Annotated in this window: 18 protein-coding genes; 11 read left to right on the top strand and 7 right to left on the bottom strand. The window is 51.2% G+C overall.

What is annotated here, in order from left to right; translation table 11 throughout:
• The first annotated feature begins 495 nt into the window (after positions 1–495).
• Both CWE11_RS02855 and CWE11_RS02860 read left to right on the top strand, forming a co-directional pair.
• Positions 496–2,673: a S41 family peptidase gene (locus CWE11_RS02855; RefSeq protein WP_126776093.1), complete on the top strand. Its 2,178-nt coding sequence runs from the start codon at positions 496–498 to the stop codon at positions 2,671–2,673.
• Positions 2,674–2,771: 98 nt separating this feature from the next.
• Positions 2,772–3,797: an alpha/beta hydrolase family protein gene (locus CWE11_RS02860; RefSeq protein ID WP_126776094.1), complete on the top strand. Its 1,026-nt coding sequence runs from the start codon at positions 2,772–2,774 to the stop codon at positions 3,795–3,797.
• 48 nt (positions 3,798–3,845) lie between these two features.
• On the opposite strand, the gene CWE11_RS02865 is transcribed toward CWE11_RS02860, so the two are convergent.
• The 4 genes from CWE11_RS02865 to ubiK form a co-directional block, all read right to left on the bottom strand.
• Positions 3,846–4,445, bottom strand: coding sequence for an EF-hand domain-containing protein (locus CWE11_RS02865; protein WP_157981277.1), 600 nt, complete (start codon positions 4,443–4,445; stop codon positions 3,846–3,848).
• 89 nt (positions 4,446–4,534) lie between these two features.
• Complete coding sequence (locus tag CWE11_RS02870; RefSeq protein WP_126776096.1) at positions 4,535–5,221, bottom strand: response regulator; 687 nt, start codon at positions 5,219–5,221, stop codon at positions 4,535–4,537.
• Positions 5,214–6,632, bottom strand: a complete 1,419-nt coding sequence (locus tag CWE11_RS02875; protein ID WP_126776097.1) for an ATP-binding protein — start codon at positions 6,630–6,632, stop codon at positions 5,214–5,216. Before CWE11_RS02875 ends, CWE11_RS02870 begins: the two co-directional genes overlap by 8 nt.
• Before the next feature lie 3 nt (positions 6,633–6,635).
• Entirely contained in the window at positions 6,636–6,896 is a 261-nt protein-coding gene (gene ubiK / locus CWE11_RS02880; RefSeq protein ID WP_126776098.1) for a ubiquinone biosynthesis accessory factor UbiK, read from the bottom strand.
• Positions 6,897–7,033: 137 nt separating this feature from the next.
• Here ubiK and rep point away from each other — a divergent pair, with 137 nt between their 5' ends.
• Positions 7,034–9,052 (top strand): DNA helicase Rep, encoded by a 2,019-nt coding sequence (gene rep / locus CWE11_RS02885; RefSeq protein WP_126776099.1) that lies wholly within the window; start codon positions 7,034–7,036, stop codon positions 9,050–9,052.
• Here rep and CWE11_RS02890 read toward each other — a convergent pair.
• Both CWE11_RS02890 and CWE11_RS02895 read right to left on the bottom strand, forming a co-directional pair.
• Complete coding sequence (locus CWE11_RS02890; protein ID WP_126776100.1) at positions 9,015–11,648, bottom strand: sensor domain-containing phosphodiesterase; 2,634 nt, start codon at positions 11,646–11,648, stop codon at positions 9,015–9,017. The two genes, rep and CWE11_RS02890, sit on opposite strands and share 38 nt — an antisense overlap.
• A 257-nt stretch (positions 11,649–11,905) precedes the next feature.
• On the bottom strand, positions 11,906–12,331 hold the full coding sequence (locus tag CWE11_RS02895) for a c-type cytochrome (protein ID WP_241971705.1): 426 nt from the start codon (positions 12,329–12,331) through the stop codon (positions 11,906–11,908).
• A 178-nt stretch (positions 12,332–12,509) separates the two neighbouring features.
• Between CWE11_RS02895 and dinB the strand changes: the two genes are divergently transcribed.
• Positions 12,510–13,583 (top strand): DNA polymerase IV, encoded by a 1,074-nt coding sequence (gene dinB, locus CWE11_RS02900; RefSeq protein ID WP_241971706.1) that lies wholly within the window; start codon positions 12,510–12,512, stop codon positions 13,581–13,583.
• Here the strand turns inward: dinB and CWE11_RS02905 are convergent.
• On the bottom strand, positions 13,531–15,747 hold the full coding sequence (locus CWE11_RS02905; RefSeq protein WP_126776102.1) for a S46 family peptidase: 2,217 nt from the start codon (positions 15,745–15,747) through the stop codon (positions 13,531–13,533). The genes dinB and CWE11_RS02905 overlap by 53 nt on opposite strands.
• A 234-nt stretch (positions 15,748–15,981) precedes the next feature.
• On the opposite strand from CWE11_RS02905, the gene purE reads away from it, so the two are divergent.
• The 7 genes from purE to CWE11_RS02940 all read left to right on the top strand — a co-directional run bounded on the left by purE (position 15,982) and on the right by CWE11_RS02940 (position 23,092).
• Positions 15,982–16,476 (top strand): 5-(carboxyamino)imidazole ribonucleotide mutase, encoded by a 495-nt coding sequence (purE, locus tag CWE11_RS02910; protein ID WP_126776103.1) that lies wholly within the window; start codon positions 15,982–15,984, stop codon positions 16,474–16,476.
• The gene (locus CWE11_RS02915; protein ID WP_126776104.1) at positions 16,473–17,564 is read left to right on the top strand and encodes an ATP-grasp domain-containing protein; all 1,092 of its coding nucleotides are present in this window, start codon (positions 16,473–16,475) and stop codon (positions 17,562–17,564) included. The genes purE and CWE11_RS02915 overlap by 4 nt, the downstream gene beginning before the upstream one ends.
• A gap of 171 nt (positions 17,565–17,735) precedes the next feature.
• The gene (gene glpK, locus CWE11_RS02920; protein WP_126776105.1) at positions 17,736–19,244 is read left to right on the top strand and encodes a glycerol kinase GlpK; all 1,509 of its coding nucleotides are present in this window, start codon (positions 17,736–17,738) and stop codon (positions 19,242–19,244) included.
• 34 nt (positions 19,245–19,278) lie between these two features.
• Positions 19,279–19,701 (top strand): cytidine deaminase, encoded by a 423-nt coding sequence (cdd, locus tag CWE11_RS02925; protein ID WP_126776106.1) that lies wholly within the window; start codon positions 19,279–19,281, stop codon positions 19,699–19,701.
• On the top strand, positions 19,698–20,531 hold the full coding sequence (gene deoC / locus CWE11_RS02930) for a deoxyribose-phosphate aldolase (protein WP_126776107.1): 834 nt from the start codon (positions 19,698–19,700) through the stop codon (positions 20,529–20,531). The genes cdd and deoC overlap by 4 nt, the downstream gene beginning before the upstream one ends.
• 1 nt (position 20,532) lies before the next feature.
• Positions 20,533–21,870: a thymidine phosphorylase gene (gene deoA, locus CWE11_RS02935; RefSeq protein WP_126776108.1), complete on the top strand. Its 1,338-nt coding sequence runs from the start codon at positions 20,533–20,535 to the stop codon at positions 21,868–21,870.
• Between the two features lies 1 nt (position 21,871).
• Complete coding sequence (locus CWE11_RS02940; protein ID WP_126776109.1) at positions 21,872–23,092, top strand: phosphopentomutase; 1,221 nt, start codon at positions 21,872–21,874, stop codon at positions 23,090–23,092.
• Positions 23,093–23,114: the final 22 nt, after the last annotated feature.

Genomic DNA, 23,114 nt, shown 5'->3' on the forward strand with positions numbered 1-23,114 from the left:
GGAGATCTGTCAATGAGAGTCTGCGTGGGCGGTTCGGCTTTTCTTATATTGAAAAAACTCTTTGAGCGTGATGACAGCTGCCAGAAAGATCGCCCAAGAAAAGAGCTTAAGGAGTTCATCCATCGATGAAAGATCTAACGTATTCCGAGAGCCCAGTGCCGTATACAGACTGTGAATGACCATAAAGAGGCCGAGTGTCGATAGCATATTGATTACAAATTTTCTTAAAAAAGAATTTTCATGAGAGTATTTAGCTATTGGTGCTGCTACGGCAAAGCAACCCTTTTCAATTGATTGTCCCAAATTCCGAGATACAAAGCTTTGCCATGCTGGGGAAACCGTATGCTTTTACGAAATAAAGCATCTAGGCAGTATCAGGTCCAAACCCAACAATAGATTACGGTCGACAAATTCTCAATAACTAGTCAATATGATATCTCGATTTTGTTAAACCACTTCGTGACAACAGATCGCGAACACGCCAAGGAAGTGCAATTGAAATTCTTATTAACCCTCCTGCTAACGGCTTCTTTTGCTGCATATTCGGCAGACCAAATTACTGAATTCTATATTGGCGATGATGGTCGACTTATTAATTGGCGAGTTTCCGATGACCGCGCGGTTACACTTGACTCTGCGATCCGTTATGAAGAGCAAGTTAGCATTAGGCTAGACAACGACCGTTTTCGTGCCTCAACGAATCATGTACTGCGTTCGTTCCCTCTGAATTTCGAGGCTGAAACCATTGAACTAAGAGCTAAGCTAAAGACGAAAGGTACAGGCGCCTATGCAGGCGCAAATATTTTTCTTCGGCAGGATATTTCACGCAACGCCATCGAGTTTTCAAATAGCCAACCCTTTGTATCTGCAAACGATGACGAGTGGCACGCGGTCCGGGTCGCGCAGGTCATAAACCCACATGCTGATTCGATCGTGATCGGGGCTTTCTTGTCGGGTCCCGGTACGGCATGGGTAACGGATGTTCAACTTTGGGTTGACGGAAAACAACTCAGTGAACTTCCGAACACTGAGCTTGCATCAACCGTGTCATCAGCGCGCAATATGAACGACTTGCAAGAACTCTCCGTTAATTGGCAAGAATTGAATGAAGATACTATCAACAACCTCGTACGGTGGATGAAAGTTTGGGGTTTTCTTAAGTATTTCCACCCTGAGGTAGCGCAAGGGAACTTCGATTGGGATCTGGTATTTATCGAAGTCACGAGGTCTTTAGTGTTGGGGGAGGCGTTAAATCAGTCTATCAATGCTGTGTTAGACGACATTAGCGCTCCGAATACCTTAACATCGTCGAATACCGACTTAGAAAGTCGTAGTACTTTGGAATCCGCACCTTCTTGGTATTTAACAGATACAACTTATAGCCGCGATATTGTGGCGGCGTTGGAGGCCCTTCGTTTAAACCGGCACTCGTTTAACGATAGTGTTTACGCTTTTAGCGACCAAATGGCTCTCCCAGAGTTCGCTCGTGAAAAGCAACTATCGTCAGAACACCTACCAAACGAAATACGATTATTGATGCTCGCACGACTATGGAATGTACTCGAGTATTGGTTTCCTTATCGTGAAGAAATTCAATCTGATTGGTACGCCGTGCTAAACCAGCTAACGGCTAAAACGCTACAAAATCACAGTGAATTTGAATTTAAGAAGATCCTACAAGTACTACTGGCGCAGCTAGATGATGGACATGCTGGTTTATCAGAAGCGATCTTCAAAAAAGGTTCGTGCTATCTGCCGTTTACTGTGCGTCACATAGATACAGACATTGTTATTAGCAGGATCCATAAGGATTTGCCCACAAAAAACGTGCAGGTTGGGGATCGGATAGTCGCTATTGATGAGCAATACATACACGACTTAATCGAAGAGCAAACGCCGTACCACTCCGCCAGTAACGAGACTCATGGCTACTACTCGATTGCAAATGGACTTATGGCACGCTCATGTGAGGAAGCTACATTGCTTTCGTTAAGCAGAGCGGAAGAACATCATCAAGTAGCCATCTCCAATTATGGGGTACCGGAACCAGCCCATAGCGTGCCGGGTGAAGTCGTCCAAACTCTGGAGGGTAATGTAATTTATTTGAAAGTCTCAGGTGTTGATTTCGACATGGTTGACCGTGCACTGGAGCTAAGCAGTGAAACAGGGAAGCTCATCATTGATGTTCGAGGTTATCCGAGCGCATTTATACTTTATTACTTAGGTAATCGGCTCGCAAAAGAGCCACAGAAATTTGCTCGTCTCGCCCGAGTTGATCCTGCATCCCCGGGGCGTGTCACTATGCTTGAACACATCTCCACACTGACACCCGAGGACTCAATAGAGCTGGATGGTATTGCCATATTGGTAGATGAAGCATCTATCAGTCAGTCAGAATTCAGTGTAATGGCATGGAGGGAGCTGCCGAATGCTACAGTGATTGGAAGCACAACCGCAGGCGCTGTCGGTAATGTCCGGCTGGTACCGCTTATGGACGGCATATCGGCGTATTTTACTGGGCTGAGGGTGTACGATAAGAATGGTAATGACGTTCAAAACATTGGGATTGTGCCGGATATCTATGTTCGACCCACCCAGTCAGACATTCGAGAAGAACGCGATGTCGTCCTCGAAAGGGCGCTCGAAATACTCAATGACTTCAAGCCGAATTAGCGAGTTGCTGCGTCAGCTCCTGAAATTTAAAGCCGCGTGGCAGCTTTAAACGCTTCATGTTAAGGTGAGCGACTTGTCGTTCTAACGCGGTATTGTGAATGCGCTTTTATCTAACTCCTTTGCTTTCGGCCTTACTCTTAAGTTTTCTGCTTGTCAGTCCGCACGCGTCGGCATCAGATACTTGGTCGCTCGAATATAACGCAACCTGTTTCACGCCCCCATACGACACCTACGAAAACTTTATTGATCAGTTTGTTCAACGCAACACCAACCCACGTTACGACCGCGCCTACTTCGAACGGATTTATCCCGCAGCTCAATTTCAATCACTACGCACTGATTTTGACTGTCGCTGGCTGGTTTATCGGAATGGAACTGCTTATGTCGGTGGCTTTGCGGTATTTCCTCGCGAATTTTCAGGTAAAGACGACGGCGCAAAACTACCCGTCATTATTTATAACCGCGCGGGTCACGGCCCAACCCATGGCGTAAGCTTTGCCGACATCTTCCAGCGCATTTTCCCGCTCGCTGAAGCTGGCTTTATGGTGATCGGCTCGCAGTATCGCGGTGGTGGTGGTGTGTTTTCTGGCATGAGTAATGGCACCGATGAATATGGTGGTCGGGATCTCAGTGATGTGTTGCGCCTTCCGCAGGTCGCCGAAGCGGTTGGCCCGGCCGATGCAGAACGTGTGGGGCTATATGGCCGCGCGCGAGGCAGTATGATGAGCTTTATGGCTGCGCGCGCACGTCCAAGTGCGTTCAAAGCGCTCGCAAGCGCTGCAACGGTGAGTGATCTTGGCGCATGGATTGATGAGTGGGACGGTGATCACGCAGCAACGCGGTACATCCCAGACTTCACTGAAAATGAAACGACCGCGTTGCAGGCACGTTCGGTTATCGAGTGGGCCGACGAGCTCTCATCTGATCTGCCGATCCTCTTGATTCATGGCCAGCGCGATTGGAATCTTCCGGCAACGCAGTCTGAAGCATTAAGCGCACGTTTAAACGAACTGGGGCACTCACATGAATTGCTGCTGTGGTCACATGCGGATCATCAATTCACGAATTATCGGAGCGACCTCACACAAGCATTGATTGACTTCTTTTCGACACACTTAAAATAACAAAGGCCAGCTTGCTGCTGGCCTTTGATAACATTCGCTCATATTAAACTAGCGTGAATCCGTCCGATCGCGACGACGTTCTCCGCGTTCCTGTCGCCGTTGCTGCATCCGCTCGAGCGCTTCACCGCGGCGCTGTTCTGCCTCTGAGCGACGCTCTTGTGCTTCTTGCCGACGCTCAATGACGCGTTCCCGACGTTCTTCACTTAACGCACTCAGGCGCTCAACAAACTGATCTTCAGTAATGACACCCGTGCCATCTGTATCCAGACGACGGAACATTTGTTGTGCACGTTCCTGAGCTTGACGGGTCATCACCTCGATCATTTCTGATTCTGTTAACGAACCGCTCTGATCGAGATCGAATTCCTGAAAGTGCTGGCGGATCCGAGCTTCTCGAGCTGCCTGCATACGCTCGCGCATTTCTTCAGGCGACACATCCGAAGACTCACCATCGAAGTGCTCGAACCACATCATACGGCCGCTGCCTTTTCCTTCGGCCCGTGGCCCGTATCGGCGGATTTCGACGCGCTTTTCACGCTTTTCTGCCGCCGCTTCGGTTTCTGCTGAAGCGGTCGTTGTGACAACACTTCCCAAAAACAGAGCGGGGGCTAGCGCAGGTATCAGTAACATAGATAACATCTTATTCATTTTCATCTCCTCAGAGCAGCATTGCTCTCTTAACTCCCCAACAGTATGGCGAGTAAAGCTGCAGGAAATATGCGTACTTTATGAAGAAATTATGGAGTAGCTGTATATTTGTAACCAACCCCATAGACGGCCTGAATCAGCGTATTTGGCGCGCCAGCCGCACTTAACTTATGTCTTAGGTTTTTTATGTGACTATCGACCGTCCGATCGCTCACCACCCGGTGATCATCATAAGCCGCATGAATAAGTTCCTCACGACGATACACGCGCCCAGGATGACGCGACAGGGTTTGCAGCAAACGAAACTCAACCGGAGTCAGCTCTAGCTCAACTTTACCGTATCGTGCCTGATAGGCACCAGGATCTAATGAAAGTGCAGTTGCCCCTGATGCGCTTTGTGCAGGCTCTGTCTGCCATTGTTGCCGGCGCAATTGGGCTTCGACACGCGCGACGACTTCACGTGGACTAAAGGGTTTTACGATGTAATCGTCCGCACCGAGCTTTAGACCGACAATCCGATCGACTTCATCATGCCGGGCAGTGATAAAGAATACGGGTACCCGACTGCGTTCCCGAATGCGCCTACACAGCTCGAGTCCATCGAGTCCCGGCATCATCACGTCTAACAGAACAAGATCCCATTCGGCTTCGCTAAATGCTTTCCAAGCCTCCCCACCATCGAGATGGTGAGTGCAGCTATGTCCGGCTTGCTCTAGATAGTCTTTGAGTAACGAGCCAATCTCCGGCTCATCTTCTGCGACGAGAATTCTACCCATGCTCCGGTTTTCCTCCAAACTGGCGTGGTAACTCAATGATAATACACAAGCCTCCGAGAGCGCTTGCTGTCGCCTTAACGCGGCCTTCATGCGCCCGAACAATTCGCTCGACCAACGCAAGCCCAAGACCAGAGCCCCCCGTGTGTCGAGCGCGATCTGACTGAACCCGATAAAACCGATCGAAGATGCGTGGTAATTGATCAGTTGAAACGCTTGGCGCACTATCGTCGACTTGCACGCGAATCCAAGTTTCATTTGTACTAATGTGTATATCCACCGTGCCCGGCGCGTCCGTATAACGAATTGAATTGGTCAACACGTTTGCAAGCACTTGGCGTAATCGCTCTGGATCACCATAAAATGTCAGAGGCTTTTGAGAAGCGACAATCCGCAGACTTAGACCTTTCGCTTGGGCTGCGTCGTGATAAGACTCTGATACTTCAACCGTCAGAGCATTAAGATCAAAGGATTCCCAACGGTAATTGAGGCCCCCTAAATCGGCCTGGGCCAATGTATCGAGATCCTGCACCAAGCGTGTCAATTGCTTCGCTTGCGCCTGTAATCGCTGAATGACTGGGAGCTCTGGCTTACGAACACCATCTTCAATCGCCTCGAGTTCTCCTTGCAAAACAGTCAGCGGCGTACGTAATTCATGAGCAATATCCGCCATGAACTCGCGTCGTTGATACTCATTCGCAGCAAGGGTCGCAGCAAGTTTGTTCAATGTTCGTCCAAGCTGGGCAACATCGTCCATCCCTTCTTGCGAGAAGCGTGTGCTTGCATCACCTGCCGCGAGTGCTTCGGTACTGTGTCGCAAGCTTTGCAAACGTCGCCGCAACCCATTGGCAAATAAAAATGCAACAAGCGCCGCTAAGACAACGGCTGCACCTCCAGCATACAGAAGTGCCTGCTGTTGATTTTGTGCATAGACCGCATCAATTGGAGCGACCGCACCACGTGGGATCGGTGTGCTCAATATGCCGAGAACTTGCCCTTCAAACAGCACGAGTTGAGAAACTGCATCCTCAATTCTCGGTCCAAAAATCAGCTCTCCTGAGTCGGTCACAAAGTTGAGTTCTTCAAATGAGAGGTCTGGATCCAAATTGAAGCGTTCCGGCTCGAGCCATACGTCCCGCTGAATATCACTTAATATCACACGCCATAGCTCGTGCTCTGGCACATCTGAAGTCAACTGGCGACGTTCATATTGGCCGTAATACTCACTTAAAACCTCTGCAACTTGCTGTAGCCGATTGCGTTCTTGTTCTGCAAGGTACTGCGTAAAGTTCTGAATAAAGAGCCAGCGCATACTGAGCAAAATTAGCACGACCAGCAACAAGCTGCTGCCCGCGATCGCGAGGAAAAGTTGCGAGCGGGTGGAAAGTTGATTCAAACGGAAACGGGTAAACAAGCGCTAAACGTCCTGCGAGGAGGGACCACCTTGCTCAAGGGCATCGAGCCGCTCTTCGAGCGCCTCAACTCGCTTGCGTAAACGCAAAATAAGTTCCTGTTGCACGGCCATCTCTTCATGGGTAACGACATCGAGCCGGCCCAGTTGCGCTTGCAACGTCTGCTTCACGCGTTGTTCCATGTTGTCAGCCATATCGCGCACGCCGGGTGGAATACTTTCGGTAATCTGGCGCGCAATCTGCTCAATCTTTTTTGCGTCAATCATCTTCATGTTCTCCATCTACAGGTGACTCTACTATAGCATGACCATGAGAAATCAAGAGCGTTTCCTGAACCTGTGGTTTGCGCTACAATGCGCGAAGCAAAAAGCCGTCATTCTGAACACCAAAAAGTGAGTTCCACATGCAGTTAAATCCCCAGCAACAAGAGGCCGTGCATTACATCGGCGGTCCGATGCTCGTGCTGGCGGGAGCAGGCAGTGGAAAGACCCGCGTGATTACAGAAAAAATTGCCTATTTGATTGGGCAAGCAGGTTATTTACCAAAACATATCGCCGCCGTTACGTTCACCAACAAAGCGGCCCGCGAAATGCGGGAGCGTATCCATCAACGGGTCGGTCGCAAACACTGTCGTGGTTTGCGCGTTTCAACGTTCCACACGCTCGGGTTGGACATGATTCGTCGAGAGACAAGCCTACTTGGTCTCAAGCCAGGCTTTTCGCTTTTTGATGATCAAGATACATTTGCGCTGTTAAACGCACTGAGCGAAGACACCTTGCAGGGTGACAAACAACAACTGCAACTTCTGCAAAGCCGAATTGGGCAATGGAAAAATGCAATGCTGCTTCCGGAGCAGGTCAAGCCCGATCCTGAGCGCCCCGACGACATCTTATTTGCAGCTTTATATGAACGGTATCAGCGCCAGCTCAAAGCGTGCAATGCACTCGATTTTGACGACCTCATTCTACTTCCGACGCTTCTTTTGAAACGTTCAACCGATGTCCGACTGCGTTGGCAACAGCGAATTCGTTACCTCTTGGTGGACGAATACCAAGATACCAACTCGAGCCAGTATGAATTAGTTCGCTTATTGGTCGGTGAACGTGCTCGATTTACCGTGGTGGGTGACGATGATCAAAGTATCTATTCATGGCGCGGGGCGCAGCCCGAGAACTTGGCTCTCTTGCAGGCCCACTTCCCAACCCTGCGCGTGATAAAATTAGAACAAAACTATCGCTCCGTCGGGCGCATCCTTAAATCGGCGAACATTTTAATTGCCAATAATCCCCACGTATTCGAGAAAAAGCTGTTCTCGGTGATGGAGTATGGGGAGCCGCTTCGCGTAATTTTCGGTAAAAACGAAGAGAACGAAGCGGAACGTGTTGTGGCAGAGATTGTCCGAGAGCGCTTTTTAAATAATACCCGCTACGGCGACTATGCCATCCTCTATCGAGGAAATCATCAAGCGCGCATTTTCGAAAAAGCGCTTATGAATAATCGCATTCCCTACAAAATCACCGGGGGCCAATCGTTTTTTGCCCGCGCGGAGATAAAGGATGTGATGGCCTATCTGCGCCTGGTCGTTAATCCGGACGACGACAATGCGCTGCTGCGGATTATCAATACACCGCGGCGCGGAATTGGTCCGAATACCATCGAGCGAATTGGCCAGTTCGCCTTTCAAGAGAATATCAGTCTGTTTGCGGCCTGCCAGCACTCTGGCCTTCGTACCGTTCTCGCTACCCGTGCCTATGCCGACGTGCAAGCGTTTGTGGCCATGATCTCGGTGTGTGCACGGGAGTCGGATGGTGGAGCCGAGCACGCAACACAAGCCGTGAAGCAATTACTTCAAGATATTCATTTTGAGGACTGGCTATACGAAACAAGCGGAAGCCCGACCGCCGCTGAGATGCGTATCAAAAATGTGAATGAGCTCTACCGGTGGGTGAGCGATATGTTGATGGGAAGTCCCGAAAACGAAGCGATGACCCTTGAGCAAGTGGTCAATCGTTTGGTTCTGCGCGACATGCTCTCGCGCCAAGAAGATGAATCTCTTGATGACCAGGTTCAGTTAATGACCCTACACGCCAGCAAAGGCCTTGAATTTCCCTACGTCTTTTTGGTGGGCATGGAAGAGGGACTCCTGCCTCACCAGACGAGCATCGACAATGATGATATCGAGGAAGAACGTCGCCTTGCGTACGTTGGTATTACCCGAGCGCAGCAAAAACTCACATTTACGTTGGCACGCGAGCGCCGGCAATATGGTGAAGTCATTCGCCCTGAAGTGAGTCGTTTTTTGATGGAGTTACCGCAAGACGATATTTCGTGGGAAGATAAAAAGAAAGTGGTGACTGCTGAGGAAAAACAAGAGCGCAATGCGGCTAACGTGGCTCGCCTAAGGGAAATGCTGCGACGGTAATTTTGTTCGCTTTTGCTTGTTTGATCATATCCCCTGCCGCCATGGGACCCGTTTCAAACACTAAATTACCCTGTCCCGCTTTCACCCCAAGCTCGAACAGCCATTCCCGTTGCTCATCACTTTCGATCCCTTCAGCAGTCAGCTCAATCGAGAGTTCTTGGCAGAGGGTCACAATATGGCGCACCATCGCTCGCGCACGCTCTTTACGCGGAACCTGCGCCACGAAACGGCTATCAAGCTTCACGAAGTCGAAGGGGTAGTTGTACAGGAAGTGCAACGGCCCTGTTCCGCGCCCGAAATCATCGAGGGCAAGCTTAAAGCCAAATTCTTTGAGCTTTCTGAGGCTTGCAAGAATGCGACGCGGATCATGCTGCTGCAGTGACTCTTCATCGAACTCAAGGACCAACAGGCCCGCTGGCACTTTCGCATTTTCGACAATTTCGGTCAGGCTCTGAATATGGCGAGGACGCATCAAGTGCTGCGTACACAGATTTAAATGCACAGGTTTGGGGTTATGTCCGGCTTTGCGCACCTCGGCTAGCAGGCGACAACTCTCCTCGAGAACCCATTGATCAATCTCAATAATCGCACCGGATCGCTCTGCCATCAGCATGAAGTCAGAAGGCATCACAATCGTCTCACCGCGCTGCCAACGCACCAAGACTTCATTTCCAACAATCGCATTTGATTGCATGTCCCAAATGGGCTGATACCACAAGCGGAAATCTCGTTGCGCTCGGGCACTGCGTAACGCGGCCTCTTGATTAAGTGCATCGACCAAGCCACTTCGGATCGTCTCATCAAAGACCACAAATCGGCCCCGACCGAGATTTTTCGCTTCATACATGGCGGCATCCGCATCGCGTAATAGGCGATCTGCGCTATCTTCTTCTCCACGGCTTGTGGCAATTCCAATACTCGCCCCAGAGAGGTGCTCTTGCCCTTCAAGAACAAAGGGCTCCTTCATGACATCGATGATGCGTGCTGCGACATCTTTGGCGTCATCAATTTGCTGAATCGGATCTAAAAGAATGACGAATTCGTCACCACCTAAGCGCGCGAGGAAATCTTCTTCGCGGATGGCGTTGTGGAGACGCCGACTGACTTCGAGCAAAAAGTGATCACCTGCCGAATGCCCAAGAGTGTCATTGATATTTTTAAAGCGATCGAGATCCACGAAAAGTAATGCGCAGTTTTCTTTCGGGTTGCGTTTTTGCCGCGCAATGGCACAGTTCACACGTTCAGTGAACATGGCCCGGTTCGGTAAACCGGTCAGGTTGTCGTGATGCGCATCATGATACAACCGAGCTTCGATATCCTTTCTGCGCTCAATCTCTTCGACAAGTTCTTCTGTTCGCTCCGCGATACGTTTTTCCAAGAATTGGTTCGCTTTGGCGAGCTGGTCTGCTGCACGGCGCCGCTCTATTGCCACTGAGACGTGGTGGGCAACAAAATTTAAGAGCTCTAAGTCCTCACGGACAAATGCGCGATCACTCCGATAGGTTTGTGTGGCAATGACACCAAAAATCTTGCCATCCATCATCAAGGGTGAGCCGAGCCATTGATACGCCAATTTTCCTCGATTCTCGGAGAGGACGACATCACCCCTTTTTACCAGCGCGTTGCGCGTGGGCTCATCGACAAAGGCTGGCTTTTTCTGCCGAAGAACATACTCGGTCAGCCCTTTTTGCAAGCTACGTTGACGTGCTTGGAAGCCGCTTTCATCGGCATAATACGGGAAATATACTTGCTGACGGTTCTCCGTCAGCAAAGCGATATAAAAGTTGTCTGCTTGTACAAGTTTCGAGACTTCAATATGCAGCCGTCGGTAAAAACTCTGCATATCTTCTGCGGTATTCGTCAATTCTGAGATCGAGTAAAGCACCGCGTTCTGACGCTCGGCTTTTTCCCGTTCAATAATCTCGCTACGCAGGTCTTCGTTCGACTTTTGCAATTCTGCGGTTCGTTTTCTCACTTCTTGCTCAAGGTATTCCCGATGACGGAATCGCTCAAGCGCGTTCACAACGTGTTGTGAAACGAACATAAGGAGCTCGAGGTCCTCAGCACGATAGCGAACATCTTCCTCGTAGCTTTGCACGACCATGGCACCAATCAAGGTGTCATTTGCAATCAACGGGACACCGAGCCAATCGATCGGAAGTGATCCGAGGAAATTCACTTCGCCGGTCTCAACGAGGTGTTCAATCTCTTCTTTTGTGCACAACATAGGCTCACCGGTCCGAAGGATATATCCGGTGATGCCACGCATCAGCGCCTCAGCAGGCACCTCATCAATGAGCGTGACGTCATCATACTGATCAACAAAATATGGGAATCGGAAGCTGTCTCTGCTCTCCGTGTAAAGGCAGATGTAGAAGTTCTTGGCCGACATAAGCTGGCCAATGATGCGGTGGACCGAATGATAAATCTGGTCCATGTTTTGTGCAGATGAGGCAAGTTCAGAAATACGAAAAAGTGCCTGCTGAACAACTTCAGCCTGCCTGTATTTCTGGGTTAACGCTTTTAAACGCTTCACGACTTTTTCAAGTCGTTTCACCTTCAATGCGTCTTCATTTTCCCGCGAAATCGTGCTCACCCGTGAGCATCCCTCCAACAGCCCTATGTCTAATTCAGCTTTCCTTGGACCTGAGACATCCTGACATCCTACTGAAAAGTAAGGGTTTCCCCTCTAGACAATCATCAGACTTATTTGTTGTTATGTTGTTATTTTTTTGAATTTGTTGAGTATACGACGTAAATCATAGGTTGAAAAGCAATCAATCATGAGAAATTGTGATTTTCAATAACAAAAAAAGCCACTCGGGTGAGTGGCTTTTTGCTCGCTCTTTCAAATTAGAGCTCGGCGATCATGAACTCAATCGCTGCTTCAATCTCTTCATCGGTACAACGGGCACAGCCACCGCGCGGAGGCATTGCGTTGAACCCGTTGATTGAATGCTCCAGTAACACATCCATGCCTTGCGCTAAACGATCAGTCCAATCTTCGGCGACGTTCTTGCGCGGCGCACCGAGTACTCCGCCCGTATGGCAGGCTGCACAGGCTTGATTGTATACCTGCTCGCCCGAACGTGCTTCGCTCGCTGCGGCTTGTTGTTGAGTTTCTGTCCCAGCAATCCGTACTTTCATGGTCGGCTGGATACGTTCAGCAATTGCTTCACGTGACATATCTTGGGTGATTGCCATTACGCTGCCGGCAATCGCGACACCGGCAACAACGGCCAGTACTTGTTTCCACTTAAGTTGCTTTACAAACTTCACGGCTTTCTCCTGACTGATTCAGTGCCAAACTTGAAATCGGTTGCTGAAATTCTGCCCCGATTATAACGAGAAATTCGGTTCCATGAAACTGCTGTCTGCGGGGTTCACTCAGAAGCAGTGTATCTTTACTCACTGTGATACACTTTTTTCTCGTCTTTTAATACGGATTTCTTGCCGCTTGGTTCACTCTGACAACCGTAAAATAGCTCTTTTAGACCTCGACGCCTTCTTTGCAGCAGTCGAGGTAATCAAAGATCCAAGTCTTGCTAAACGCCCGTTTGCAGTCGGTGGTGGAGGTGAGCGTGGCGTGGTGGCAACGGCAAATTATCACGCACGACAATATGGGGTCCGCAGTGCCATGCCGGGCCATCAAGCACGTCGATTATGCCCTGATCTGCATTTTGTAAAACCGGACATGCCCGCCTACAAAGCAATGTCAAAACAAGTACTGGCAATTCTTTCTGAGTATACCTCGTTGGTGGAGCCTGCTTCGATTGACGAGTTCTATCTTGATCTCACCGATAATACCGCGTTTAAAGGAAGCGCAAGCCTCACGATGGAGGCGATTCGGGCGGAGCTTCGGGCGCTTGGTGTCTCAGGGTCTGCTGGCATTTCATGCCAGAAAATGGTCGCAAAAATAGCCTCTGAAGAACGTAAACCTGACGGTCAATTTGTCGTCGCACCGGATCAAATTGTCGAGTATCTCGCCACCTTATCGCTGCGCCGTATCCCCGGTGTCGGCCCAAAGAGCCAAGAACGACTTCAGGCTGCTGGCTTTCGAAACGTGGCCGATATCCAGCAAGCGGATGTTGCCAAACTCCAGCGATTGCTTGGGGATCACGCGGGATATTTGCTCTTTCAACGGTGTAGTGGCATTGATGAACGTCCCGTTTCCATCAGCCGGATGCGCAAACAAGTCAGTGTGGAATCCACGCTGCATCGTGACTTTACCCACGTAAAACATGCAGAGCATTTTTTAGAGACCAGCCTACTGCCTTCTCTGAAGAAAAGGCTCGGACAAGCCCGCTGGCAAGACGTGAAAGCCAAGGGCCAAACCGTCAAGCTCAAGTTCAGTGACTTTACCCAAACAACCGTGAGCCGCGTGAGCAACCGCGTTTCACCGTCGCTGTTTTATCAACTTCTGCACGAAGCATGGCCGCGCGCCGAGCACCGAAGTGTGCGTCTGATTGGCGTTGGGATTACTCTTCCAGACCCAGATGAGAATCGACAGCTCGAATTGGAGTTGGAATAATCGGTCGGTCCCCCAACGAGCAGGTCATATCCGTTTCGGAGAACTGCAGCTCATCGAGAAGTTCTTGCGCTTGATATACGTACCGTAAGAGCCACAGCAAAAAGCGAACATCCGCATGAATCAAGCGATGTCGTTCTTCTTTGAACATCCAGTCACTAAGAATGCCATCGGTTGTACTATCAAAAACAAGCCCTATCAGCTCTCCCCGGCTATTCACCGTGGGGCTACCCGAACTTCCGCCCGTCCCATCGGCCGTAGATAAGAAATTTACGGTCAAGGCCTCAGGACTGATCGCCAAACACCCTGCTCCATGAACCGATGCGGCGGCGAACATACTAAAAGGAAGCGTATAGCGAGGCTCGCTTCCGGATATCTGCAACAGCGAAGCCAAGGTCGTTTGCGCCTCGTTGTCACTATACCCTGCGACAACACCCGTACTCAGTCGGTAGGTGCGATTCGCGTTGTCGGGAAGTCGCCGCCCTTCACTCCGCGCCTGACGTCGAAATGCGTCCATCACGATGGAGCGGGCTTGCTGCTCTTGTCCGCGCAACTCACGTTCTCGCGTGTCCCACTCAAGCCGCTCTTCCGCAGAGTTCATCGCAAACTGTAACCAGGGGTCATGCGAACGGCGCATCTCTGAAAGTGGTGTCCGCATCCACTGTTCAACAACCTCTACCTGATTCAACGAGGATTGCGCGTACAAGGCCTCCACACGGTCACGGATTTTTGCCTCATCATCTGCCTCGTCAAGCTGAAAGAATCGCCGAACAAATGGAATTTGTTGGTCATCAGGCAATGTTTGATGACGCATAAGCAGGTCGACCAACAGCGCTTTCTCAACATCGGCATCGAACTGTCGAATCTGGCCCACCAACTGGGCCCGTAGCGCGGGCACCTGCTGAGCCTGAAATCCACGCGTGCGTCGCTCTTCAGGACGATTTGATTCCTGAGCAAGCCGATACAGTCGTTGAGCTATCACCGGAAGCTGGAGTTCTTGAAAGAACGACCACCAGGTTTGTTGTGCCAAAGTCTGCCGGCGCAGGGCGAGCGTTCGTTCTACTTGATCAAGGCCGGAACGATAGCGGTCACGTTGATCACTTGATTCAAGTTGCTCTATCCAGGACCGTAATTGTGCCTCTTGCGCTGCGCTCTCTGAGAAAAACTGATGCCGCTCCGCTGCGTCCAACATCCCCAAAAAATTTTGCCGACGATTCCCCCACCGCATCAGCGCGGGTGAGTAACGCAAAATACGTTCTGGGTATTGCTCTGAGAGTTCCAGAACAATGTCTTCAAATGCCTGTAAATACTCAATTGCTGCGGGATAGAATTGCTCAAGTGCAAGACGCGCTTCCTTCTCGAGCCGATAACGTTGGGTCAGTCCAGGAAACCCTGCGGTAAATACCGGCTCACCAACATCAGGAGCGGCCGATGATAACGGCAACCAATGGGTGGGTCGCACCGGTTCGCCATCCTGATTGTAGACTCGCAGAAGCGCAAGATCCGCACTATGACGCGGCCACTGCCAGTTATCTTCAACGCCACCAAAATACCCGACATCTTCGGGCGGCGCCCAGACAAGTGTGACGCGCGGGAATATATAATCACGGACCAGCAGATAACCAATCCCATCATATTGCTCAACCACGCGACAGCGGATCTGCGGCGCATTTTCACAGCGGCGCAAAATTTCATTGCGATTGTTCGCTATCAGGTCAAAACGAGCGCGCCCCGTGACACGATCCGTGACGCCTTGCAAAACGTCTTGGGTCACTTCGGTCCGACTGAGGGTTTGTGCCACAACAAAGTCTGCAGGCGCTAGCAACTCGAGCTCTTGCGTTAAGGCTAGATATCCTGTTTCAAGAAAATTGTTTTCAAGGGTTGAGCGGTACTGCAGTAAATCGACAATACAGTGATGGTTGGTGAGCACGAGACCCTGTTCGGAGATAAAGGTACCGGAACATCCACCGACTTTGAGGACCGCAGAGGCGTGAGGTTGAATTGGCCAGTCCGGTTTTTGCTCGGGAAGCCAGAGCCCTTCGCGACTTTGCGCGGAAGATGAAGCAACCACCCACAGACACACACAGAATAGCCAACCAAGCCCTATTCGCTTGGAGCGCTGAATGGATAACTGCTCTTGACTGACACCGATAACCGCTCTGGACACCCTCGAACCTCATATTGCTCCGCGGGCACTTCAACGCGGATTCCATATAGTGTACGCAAATTAAGCATTTTTGGAGACAAATATTACACTTCTTTAAAGATACGCTCTGTATTTCTGTATGCGGATTGTCCTGTTTTCTGCTACAATCCGCGCCTTTCAGAATTCCGGTCATCGCAGTGACTGTACCTGCGATGGCGAATCACCGTTCACTTAAAAATGCCGGGAGAAACGTTCATGGCTTCGGTTCTTATTCTGATGGGGTCAACATCTGATTGGCCTGTCATGCAGGCAGCAGCGCGCATGCTCGATAGCCTCGGGGTCTCTTGGGAGGCGCGAGTTGTCTCTGCGCACCGGACACCAGACCTCCTGCCGACCACCATGCAAGAAGCCGAACAAAATGATGTCCGCGTCGTGATAGCGGGTGCCGGTGGTGCCGCGCACCTTCCTGGCATGCTCGCCGCATTTACTCACCTCCCCGTATTTGGTGTTCCTGTCCCGAGCAAACAGCTCAAGGGGCTAGATAGCTTGCTATCCATTGTTCAGATGCCAAAAGGGGTCGCGGTTGGAACACTCGCTATCGGAGAAGCAGGCGCGGCTAACGCAGGGCTTCTGGCCGCACAGGTCATTGCCACCACCGAACCAGCGGTACGCGACAAGGTGATTGCATTTCGGGCGACACAACGTGACACCGTCCTCACCAACAGTAAATTGGATCTCGATTCTTTATGAAAATAGTCATCCTTGGGAACGGTCAACTTGGGCAAATGCTGGCTCAGGCAACGATTCGTTTAGGGCATGAATGTTTACTCATCAACACGCGTACCGACCAGGTGATGCCGGCCGGTGCCCACGTCCCTCTTGAACTGAGCGTAGCTGAAGCGATGCAGTGGGCCGATGTGGTAAGTTGGGAACATGAGCAGTTGGATCCGAACCATGTTGCCTTGGCCGCTGATAAATTACTGACCGATCCCGCTAAAATTCTACCATTGACTCATCGCCAACTCGAAAAGCAGCTTTGCGATGATCTTGCCATTGCGACGGCACCTTGGGTTGCCTTCGACACGACCGAACAATTTGAAAACGCCCTACAACAGTGGCAAGGCAAAGCAGTGATCAAAGCTGCCAGTGGAGGCTACGACGGCAAAAGCCAATGGCGCTACGACCCCGCTGCAGGACAGAAGGTAACAGACCTCTCTGCAACCGCAGGAAAGCAGCCGGGTATTATTGAGGCGATGATTCCATTTCATTGCGAAGTGTCCCTGGTCGGTGCACGCGCGGCTGATGGTCGAATTCAATGCTATCCGCTCGTCGAGAATGTGCACGACCGCGGCATTCTAAGCCACACCTTTGCCGGTTTATCCGATTTCCCAAGCCACTTGCAACAAGAAGCAGAAACGGCGTTTTGTGCAGTGACTGAGCAGCTTGGTTATGTCGGAACCCTTGCGATTGAGTTCTTCGTCGTTGGACAGGGTGCCACAGCAAAGCTGTTGGTCAATGAAATTGCGCCACGGGTTCACAACTCAGGCCACTGGACTATGCAAGGATGCAACGTCAGTCAGTTTGCCCTCCACGTGCGCGCGCTTACCAACATGCCGTTTGCGCCTTTCGTGGTTCAACCGAGCCTGATGGTCAATGTCATTGGCGTCGATGCGATTCCAGATACGCTCTGGGCAGATGCCCAAGCCGCGCCATTCTGGTATGGCAAAGACGCTCGCCCTGGCCGCAAAGTGGGGCATGTGAATTTTCACGTGAGTGATCGCCAAAGTGCCGAAGCACTCGCCCGAACGTGGGCGCCACAACTTCAGAAGCTAGCCTAATGTCGTGCGTAGGGTCCTGATTACAGGACCCTTTTTTTATCTCCCTTGGGCGAATATCTGGCCCACATTCCCCCATACACTACGAACTGAGAAGTCCATGAATCCCCATGAAGAGTGGAGTCTCGCTTTCGGTTTGCCTATCATGAAGGTAATTCAAAACCGGAGATGTTTATGTCGAAGCAAGGCTATCTACTCGCAATAGACCAAGGAACCACATCAAGCCGCGCGATTGTGTACCGTGCATCCCCGAAGACCATGGATGTGATTGGTCGTGGCCAGCATGAGTTCAAGCAGTACTTTCCCTCCGATGGTTGGGTTGAACATGACCCCGAACAAATCTGGCAAACCACCCTACAGGCCTGCCAAGATGCACTCGAGCAAGCCAACATAAAAGCCTCCGAATTATCTGGAATTGGCATCACCAATCAGCGCGAAACTACCGTGATTTGGGACCGAAAAACGGGACGACCCATTCACCGTGCGATTGTCTGGCAAGATCGTCGAACATCCTCTCTCTGCAAAAAGCTCAAAGCTGATGGACTTGAATCCGAGATCCAGAAGAAAACCGGACTTCTGCTCGACCCTTATTTTTCCGGGACTAAGGTTCAATGGCTACTCGATCACGTGAAAGGCGCACGGGCACGCGCCGAAGCAGGTGAGCTTGCGTTCGGCACCATAGACACGTTTTTGCTGTGGCGTCTCACTGAAGGCGAAGTCCATGCAACCGACATCACCAATGCTTCCCGTACTCTCTTGATGAACTTGAATACAGGTGAATGGGACGACGAGTTGTGTAAAACCTTTGATGTTCCCCAAAGTGTACTTCCGACCATCAAAAAGAATGCGGACCATTTTGGTGATGTTTCTGCAGCCCTATTACAAAAGGGCGAGACTGCATCTGACAAAATCCCTGTTTTTGCAATGGTTGGGGATCAGCAAGGCGCACTCATCGGCCAAGGATGTTTTGAGGTCGGTCAGATGAAAAGCACCTATGGCACGGGGTGTTTCGCACTGGTAAACACCGGCCATGATATTGTGCACTCCGAGCACCGGCTCCTCACAACCGTTGCGTACCACATTGAGAGTAAGCCGGTGTACGCCCTCGAGGGCAGTATTTTTATGGCGGGGGCCATCGTACAATGGCTGCGTGACAAACTCGGTATTATTCAACAAGCGGCTGAGACTGAGCCCCTTGCTGAAGGTGTGCCGTGGGATCAATCCGAACAACTCATTCCTGCGTTTACCGGTTTAGGTGCGCCCTATTGGGACCCCGATGCCCGCGCCGCACTATTTGGTATGACTCGGGATACAGGACGTGCACAGATTTCTGCCGCAGCGCTTCGCAGTGTTGCTCTGCAAACGCGCGACTTGCTTAAGGCAATGGCAGACGATGGGCAAGTTGTAGACGAGCTCCGTGTCGACGGTGGTATGACTGATAACGCTTGGTTCATGCAAGCCCTTGCAGATATGTGTGGGCATCCCGTGCTTCGTGCAAATACCGCCGAAACCACGGTACGTGGGGCAGCGTTCCTTGCAGGATTAAAAGCGGGCATCTTCGATGATCTGACGCAAATTCAACGCCTTTGTACATCCAAAGGAAAGTTCATTCCCGAACTTGAAAAAGATGCGCGCGAACAAGTGTATGCACGATGGTTAGCCGCAGTCGAAAAAGTTAGGTAGAATGTGTGCCCTTTTTTGAAAAGAGTCAGTGTGTATGAGTCAGGACCCGTTGTTTGAAATGGCGAAAGCCGCAATGAAACGTTCCTATTCGCCGTATTCGCGGTTTCCGGTTGGCTGTGCCATTCGCACATCGTCGGGCGCTATTTTTTGCGGCTGCAACGTGGAAAACGCATCCTATCCCGAGGGGACCTGTGCAGAAGCCGGTGCGATTGCCGCGATGGTCATGGGTGGGGAAGACACCATTCAGGATATTTTCGTCATTGGTGAGGCGGACGGTTTGGTCACCCCGTGTGGTGGGTGTCGCCAACGCATCCGTGAATTCTCCACCTCGGAAACACGTGTCCATATGTGCGGGCCAGAGGGCGTTCGGGGTGTGATTAATATTCACGAACTCCTACCCCATTCATTTGGGCCCGAGCACCTCGCACCTGCCGATCACAAGCCGGAGACAGTATGACCGAACTCACTTCGCAGCAGCGTCGCGACGCTGCGCGTCTTGCTTTTTCATTACTTGATTTGACGAGCCTGACCAACCAAGAAACCGATGCAGACATTCACGCCTTGTGTGAGAACGCTCAATGGCGAGATGCAGAAGGTCACCGGATCCATGTCGCTGCGCTTTGTGTCTATCCGCGCTTTATTCCTCTAGCACGCAAGCTGCTCGATGAACGTGAGCTCTTCCAAGTGCGTATTGCGACAGTAACAAACTTTCCGGCAGGTGGTTGCGATATTGATATCGCGGTCAAAGAAACTCAAGCAAGCGTCGCATATGGTGCAGATGAAGTAGATGTCGTCTTCCCTTACCAAGCGTTCATGAATGGGGACACCGAAACACCCCTGCGCCTGATACAGGCCTGCAAAGCAGCCTGTGGCACGGGCGTGCAACTGAAGGTCATTTTGGAAACCGGTGAATTAAAAACCGCTGCATTGATTCAGCAAGCCAGCGAATTAGCCATCGCCGCTGGTGCTGACTTTATCAAAACATCAACGGGGAAAGTGCCAGTCAACGCAACCCCCGAAGCAGCCGACGTTATGTTGCAGTGTATTAGTGCGCACTACGCTGCGGCCGCAAAAAATCCTGCGCCCGCCCGCCCAGTGGGCTTTAAACCCGCTGGTGGCATTCGCACCTTAGAAGATGCCTTAGTTTATATCCGAGCCGCGGAGCGCATTGTCGGCGCAGACGCAACACGTCCGGCCGTTTTCCGACTCGGTGCCAGTTCGGTGCGAGGCCATTTAGTATCTGTGCTTGAAGGCGCAGAAGAAACACAGCAAGCAGGAGGCTATTAAGATGTTGCCCCAAGAAATTATCAAAGCAAAACGCGACGGGAAAACGCTGAGCCCAGAACAGATCGCATTTTTCGTCCAAGGAATTACAAGCGGGGGCGTTACCGAAGGGCAGATCGCTGCATTTGCGATGGCCGTCTATTTCAATGGAATGGTAATGCCCGAGCGCGTTGCGTTAACGGAAGCCATGATGAATAGCGGCAATGTGCTGCAATGGGACCATTTGAATCTTGATGGACCTATCGTTGATAAACACTCCACAGGCGGTGTCAGCGACTCAGTAAGTCTTATGCTCGGCCCCATGGTGGCCGCATGCGGTGGTTACGTGCCGATGATTGCAGGTCGCGGCCTCGGTCATACCGGCGGGACCCTCGATAAGTTCGAGAGTATTCCAGGCTACAACATTCAGCCAGATCAAGATGATTTCCAGCGCATTGTAAAAGAAATCGGCGTCGCGATTATTGGCCAAACAGCGCGCATTGCGCCAGCAGACAAGCGGTTCTATTCAATTCGTGATGTCACGGCGACCGTCGACTCCATTCCACTTATTACCGCTTCAATTCTCTCGAAGAAGCTCTCGGCCGGCCTTGAAGCACTGGTCATGGATGTCAAAACCGGCAACGGTGCCTTTATGACCGACCTTGAAAAATCGCGCGCACTGGCAAGCAGTATTGTTCAGGTCGCAAATGGCGCGGGCGTGAACACGAGCGCGTTGATCACCGATATGAATCAGGCGCTTGGTGATACCGCTGGAAATGCAACAGAGATGCGTGAAGCGGTGGAATATTTGATTGGGAAACGTCGTAACCCGCGTCTCCACGAAGTAACCATGGCACTCTGTGCACAAATGTTGCTCCGCAGTGGCTTGGCCACTAACACGGCTGAAGCTGAATCGAAGCTCAACGATGCCCTCGATTCAGGCAAAGCAGCGGAAGTTTTTGGAAAAATGGTCCATGCTTTAGGAGGTCCAGCGGACTTTGTCGAGCGCTATGACCATTATTTACCAAAAGCACCTGTCATTATGCCCGTTTATGCGGACGCGCCGGGCTATGTAACTCAGGTTGCCACGCGGGAGCTCGGCTTGGTGGTGGTCAGCCTTGGGGGTGGACGCACGAATCCAGAGGACGCAGTGGACCACGCAGTTGGCTTAAGTCAATTGGCATCCATCGGCAGTTACGTCGACCAAGATAAGCCTCTGGCCATGATTCATGCGCGCGATGAAGCTGCAGCAGCAATGGCGGCAGTTGAATTGAAAGCATCGATTGGACTGAGCGAAAACTTGCCGACCCTTGATCCGGTGGTTTATGAGATACTGACCAAAGACAGTATCAAGGAGTCTTAGTATGGCACGTGCGATCATTTTGATGATGGATTCGTTTGGCGTTGGCGCTTCCGCCGACGCTGCAGACTTTGGTGATGTTGGCTCAAATACGTTTGGCCACATCGCTCGCGCCTGCGCGAACGGAGAAGCCAATGAAGGTCGCACGGGTCCGCTGAAACTACCGAATCTTGAACGGCTTGGACTCGGAAAGCTCGCAACCGAAAGTGGCGGCGAGATACCGGCAGGGATGGACTATACCGGCACAGTCGAAGCCATGTACGGATACGCTCAAGAGCTCAGCCGGGGAAAAGACACCCCCAGTGGACATTGGGAAATTGCCGGTGTCCCGGTGCTATTTGATTGGCATTATTTTCCGAAATCCGTCCCCACCTTCCCATCTGACCTCACCGAGGCCTTGATTCAACGGGGTGACTTACCCGGAATCTTAGGGGATTGTCACGCCTCCGGAACAGAAATTATCGCCAAACTCGGCGAAGAACACATGCGGACTGGGAAGCCTATCGTTTACACGTCCGCTGATTCCGTTCTGCAAATCGCAGCTCACGAGGAAACGTTTGGCCTTGAACGACTCTTGGCGTTGTGTGAACTGGCGCGTCAAACACTCGATGAACAAGGGCTCCGCGTGGGGCGTGTCATTGCTCGGCCGTTCGTTGGTGACAGTGCACAAACCTTTAAGCGAACCGGGAATCGACGGGATTACTCTGTACTTCCGCCCGCGCCTACGGTCTTAGATAGTCTAAAAAAAGCCGGTGGTGAAGTGATTAGTATCGGGAAGATTGCTGATATTTATGCCGATCAAGGGATCACGCAAAAAGTCAAAGCGAGCGGGAACGACGCAATTTTTGACGCCACATTAAAGGCGATTCAAGAAGCACCTGAGCACAGTCTGATTTTCCCAAATTTCGTCGATTTTGACATGGAATATGGTCATCGACGGAACGTCGCAGGGTATGCGCGAGCACTCGAAGCATTTGATCAGCGATTACCTGAACTGATCAAGGCATTGCGACCAGGCGATCGAGTCTTCATCACCGCGGATCATGGGTGCGATCCGACGTGGCCGGGCACCGATCATACCCGTGAATACGTACCAGTGATTTGCTTTGGGCCGGGCGTGAAAGAAAAGAATATTGGCCGGCGTGCTTCTTTTGCGGACATCGGACAAAGTATTGCCACACATTTGAACTTGCCGAAAACAGAATACGGGGAATCGTTCTTATAACGAGCAGCCAACGCGTTCGCGT

Origin of the sequence: Aliidiomarina sanyensis (assembly GCF_003987175.1) — a bacterium.
Lineage (GTDB): Bacteria > Pseudomonadota > Gammaproteobacteria > Enterobacterales > Alteromonadaceae > Aliidiomarina > Aliidiomarina sanyensis.

Bases quoted from the DNA above. Each gene is read 5' to 3' on its own strand.
- glpK (WP_126776105.1), top strand. From the start codon at position 17,736: ATGTCGAAGCAAGGCTATCTACTCGCAATAGACCAAGGAACCACATCA.
- ubiK (WP_126776098.1), bottom strand. From the start codon at position 6,896: ATGATTGACGCAAAAAAGATTGAGCAGATTGCGCGCCAGATTACCGAA.
- CWE11_RS02860 (WP_126776094.1), top strand. From the start codon at position 2,772: ATGCGCTTTTATCTAACTCCTTTGCTTTCGGCCTTACTCTTAAGTTTT.
- cdd (WP_126776106.1), top strand. From the start codon at position 19,279: ATGAGTCAGGACCCGTTGTTTGAAATGGCGAAAGCCGCAATGAAACGT.
- CWE11_RS02915 (WP_126776104.1), top strand. From the start codon at position 16,473: ATGAAAATAGTCATCCTTGGGAACGGTCAACTTGGGCAAATGCTGGCT.
- CWE11_RS02870 (WP_126776096.1), bottom strand. From the start codon at position 5,221: ATGGGTAGAATTCTCGTCGCAGAAGATGAGCCGGAGATTGGCTCGTTA.
- CWE11_RS02865 (WP_157981277.1), bottom strand. From the start codon at position 4,445: ATGAATAAGATGTTATCTATGTTACTGATACCTGCGCTAGCCCCCGCT.
- CWE11_RS02940 (WP_126776109.1), top strand. From the start codon at position 21,872: ATGGCACGTGCGATCATTTTGATGATGGATTCGTTTGGCGTTGGCGCT.
- purE (WP_126776103.1), top strand. From the start codon at position 15,982: ATGGCTTCGGTTCTTATTCTGATGGGGTCAACATCTGATTGGCCTGTC.
- deoA (WP_126776108.1), top strand. From the start codon at position 20,533: ATGTTGCCCCAAGAAATTATCAAAGCAAAACGCGACGGGAAAACGCTG.
- rep (WP_126776099.1), top strand. From the start codon at position 7,034: ATGCAGTTAAATCCCCAGCAACAAGAGGCCGTGCATTACATCGGCGGT.
- deoC (WP_126776107.1), top strand. From the start codon at position 19,698: ATGACCGAACTCACTTCGCAGCAGCGTCGCGACGCTGCGCGTCTTGCT.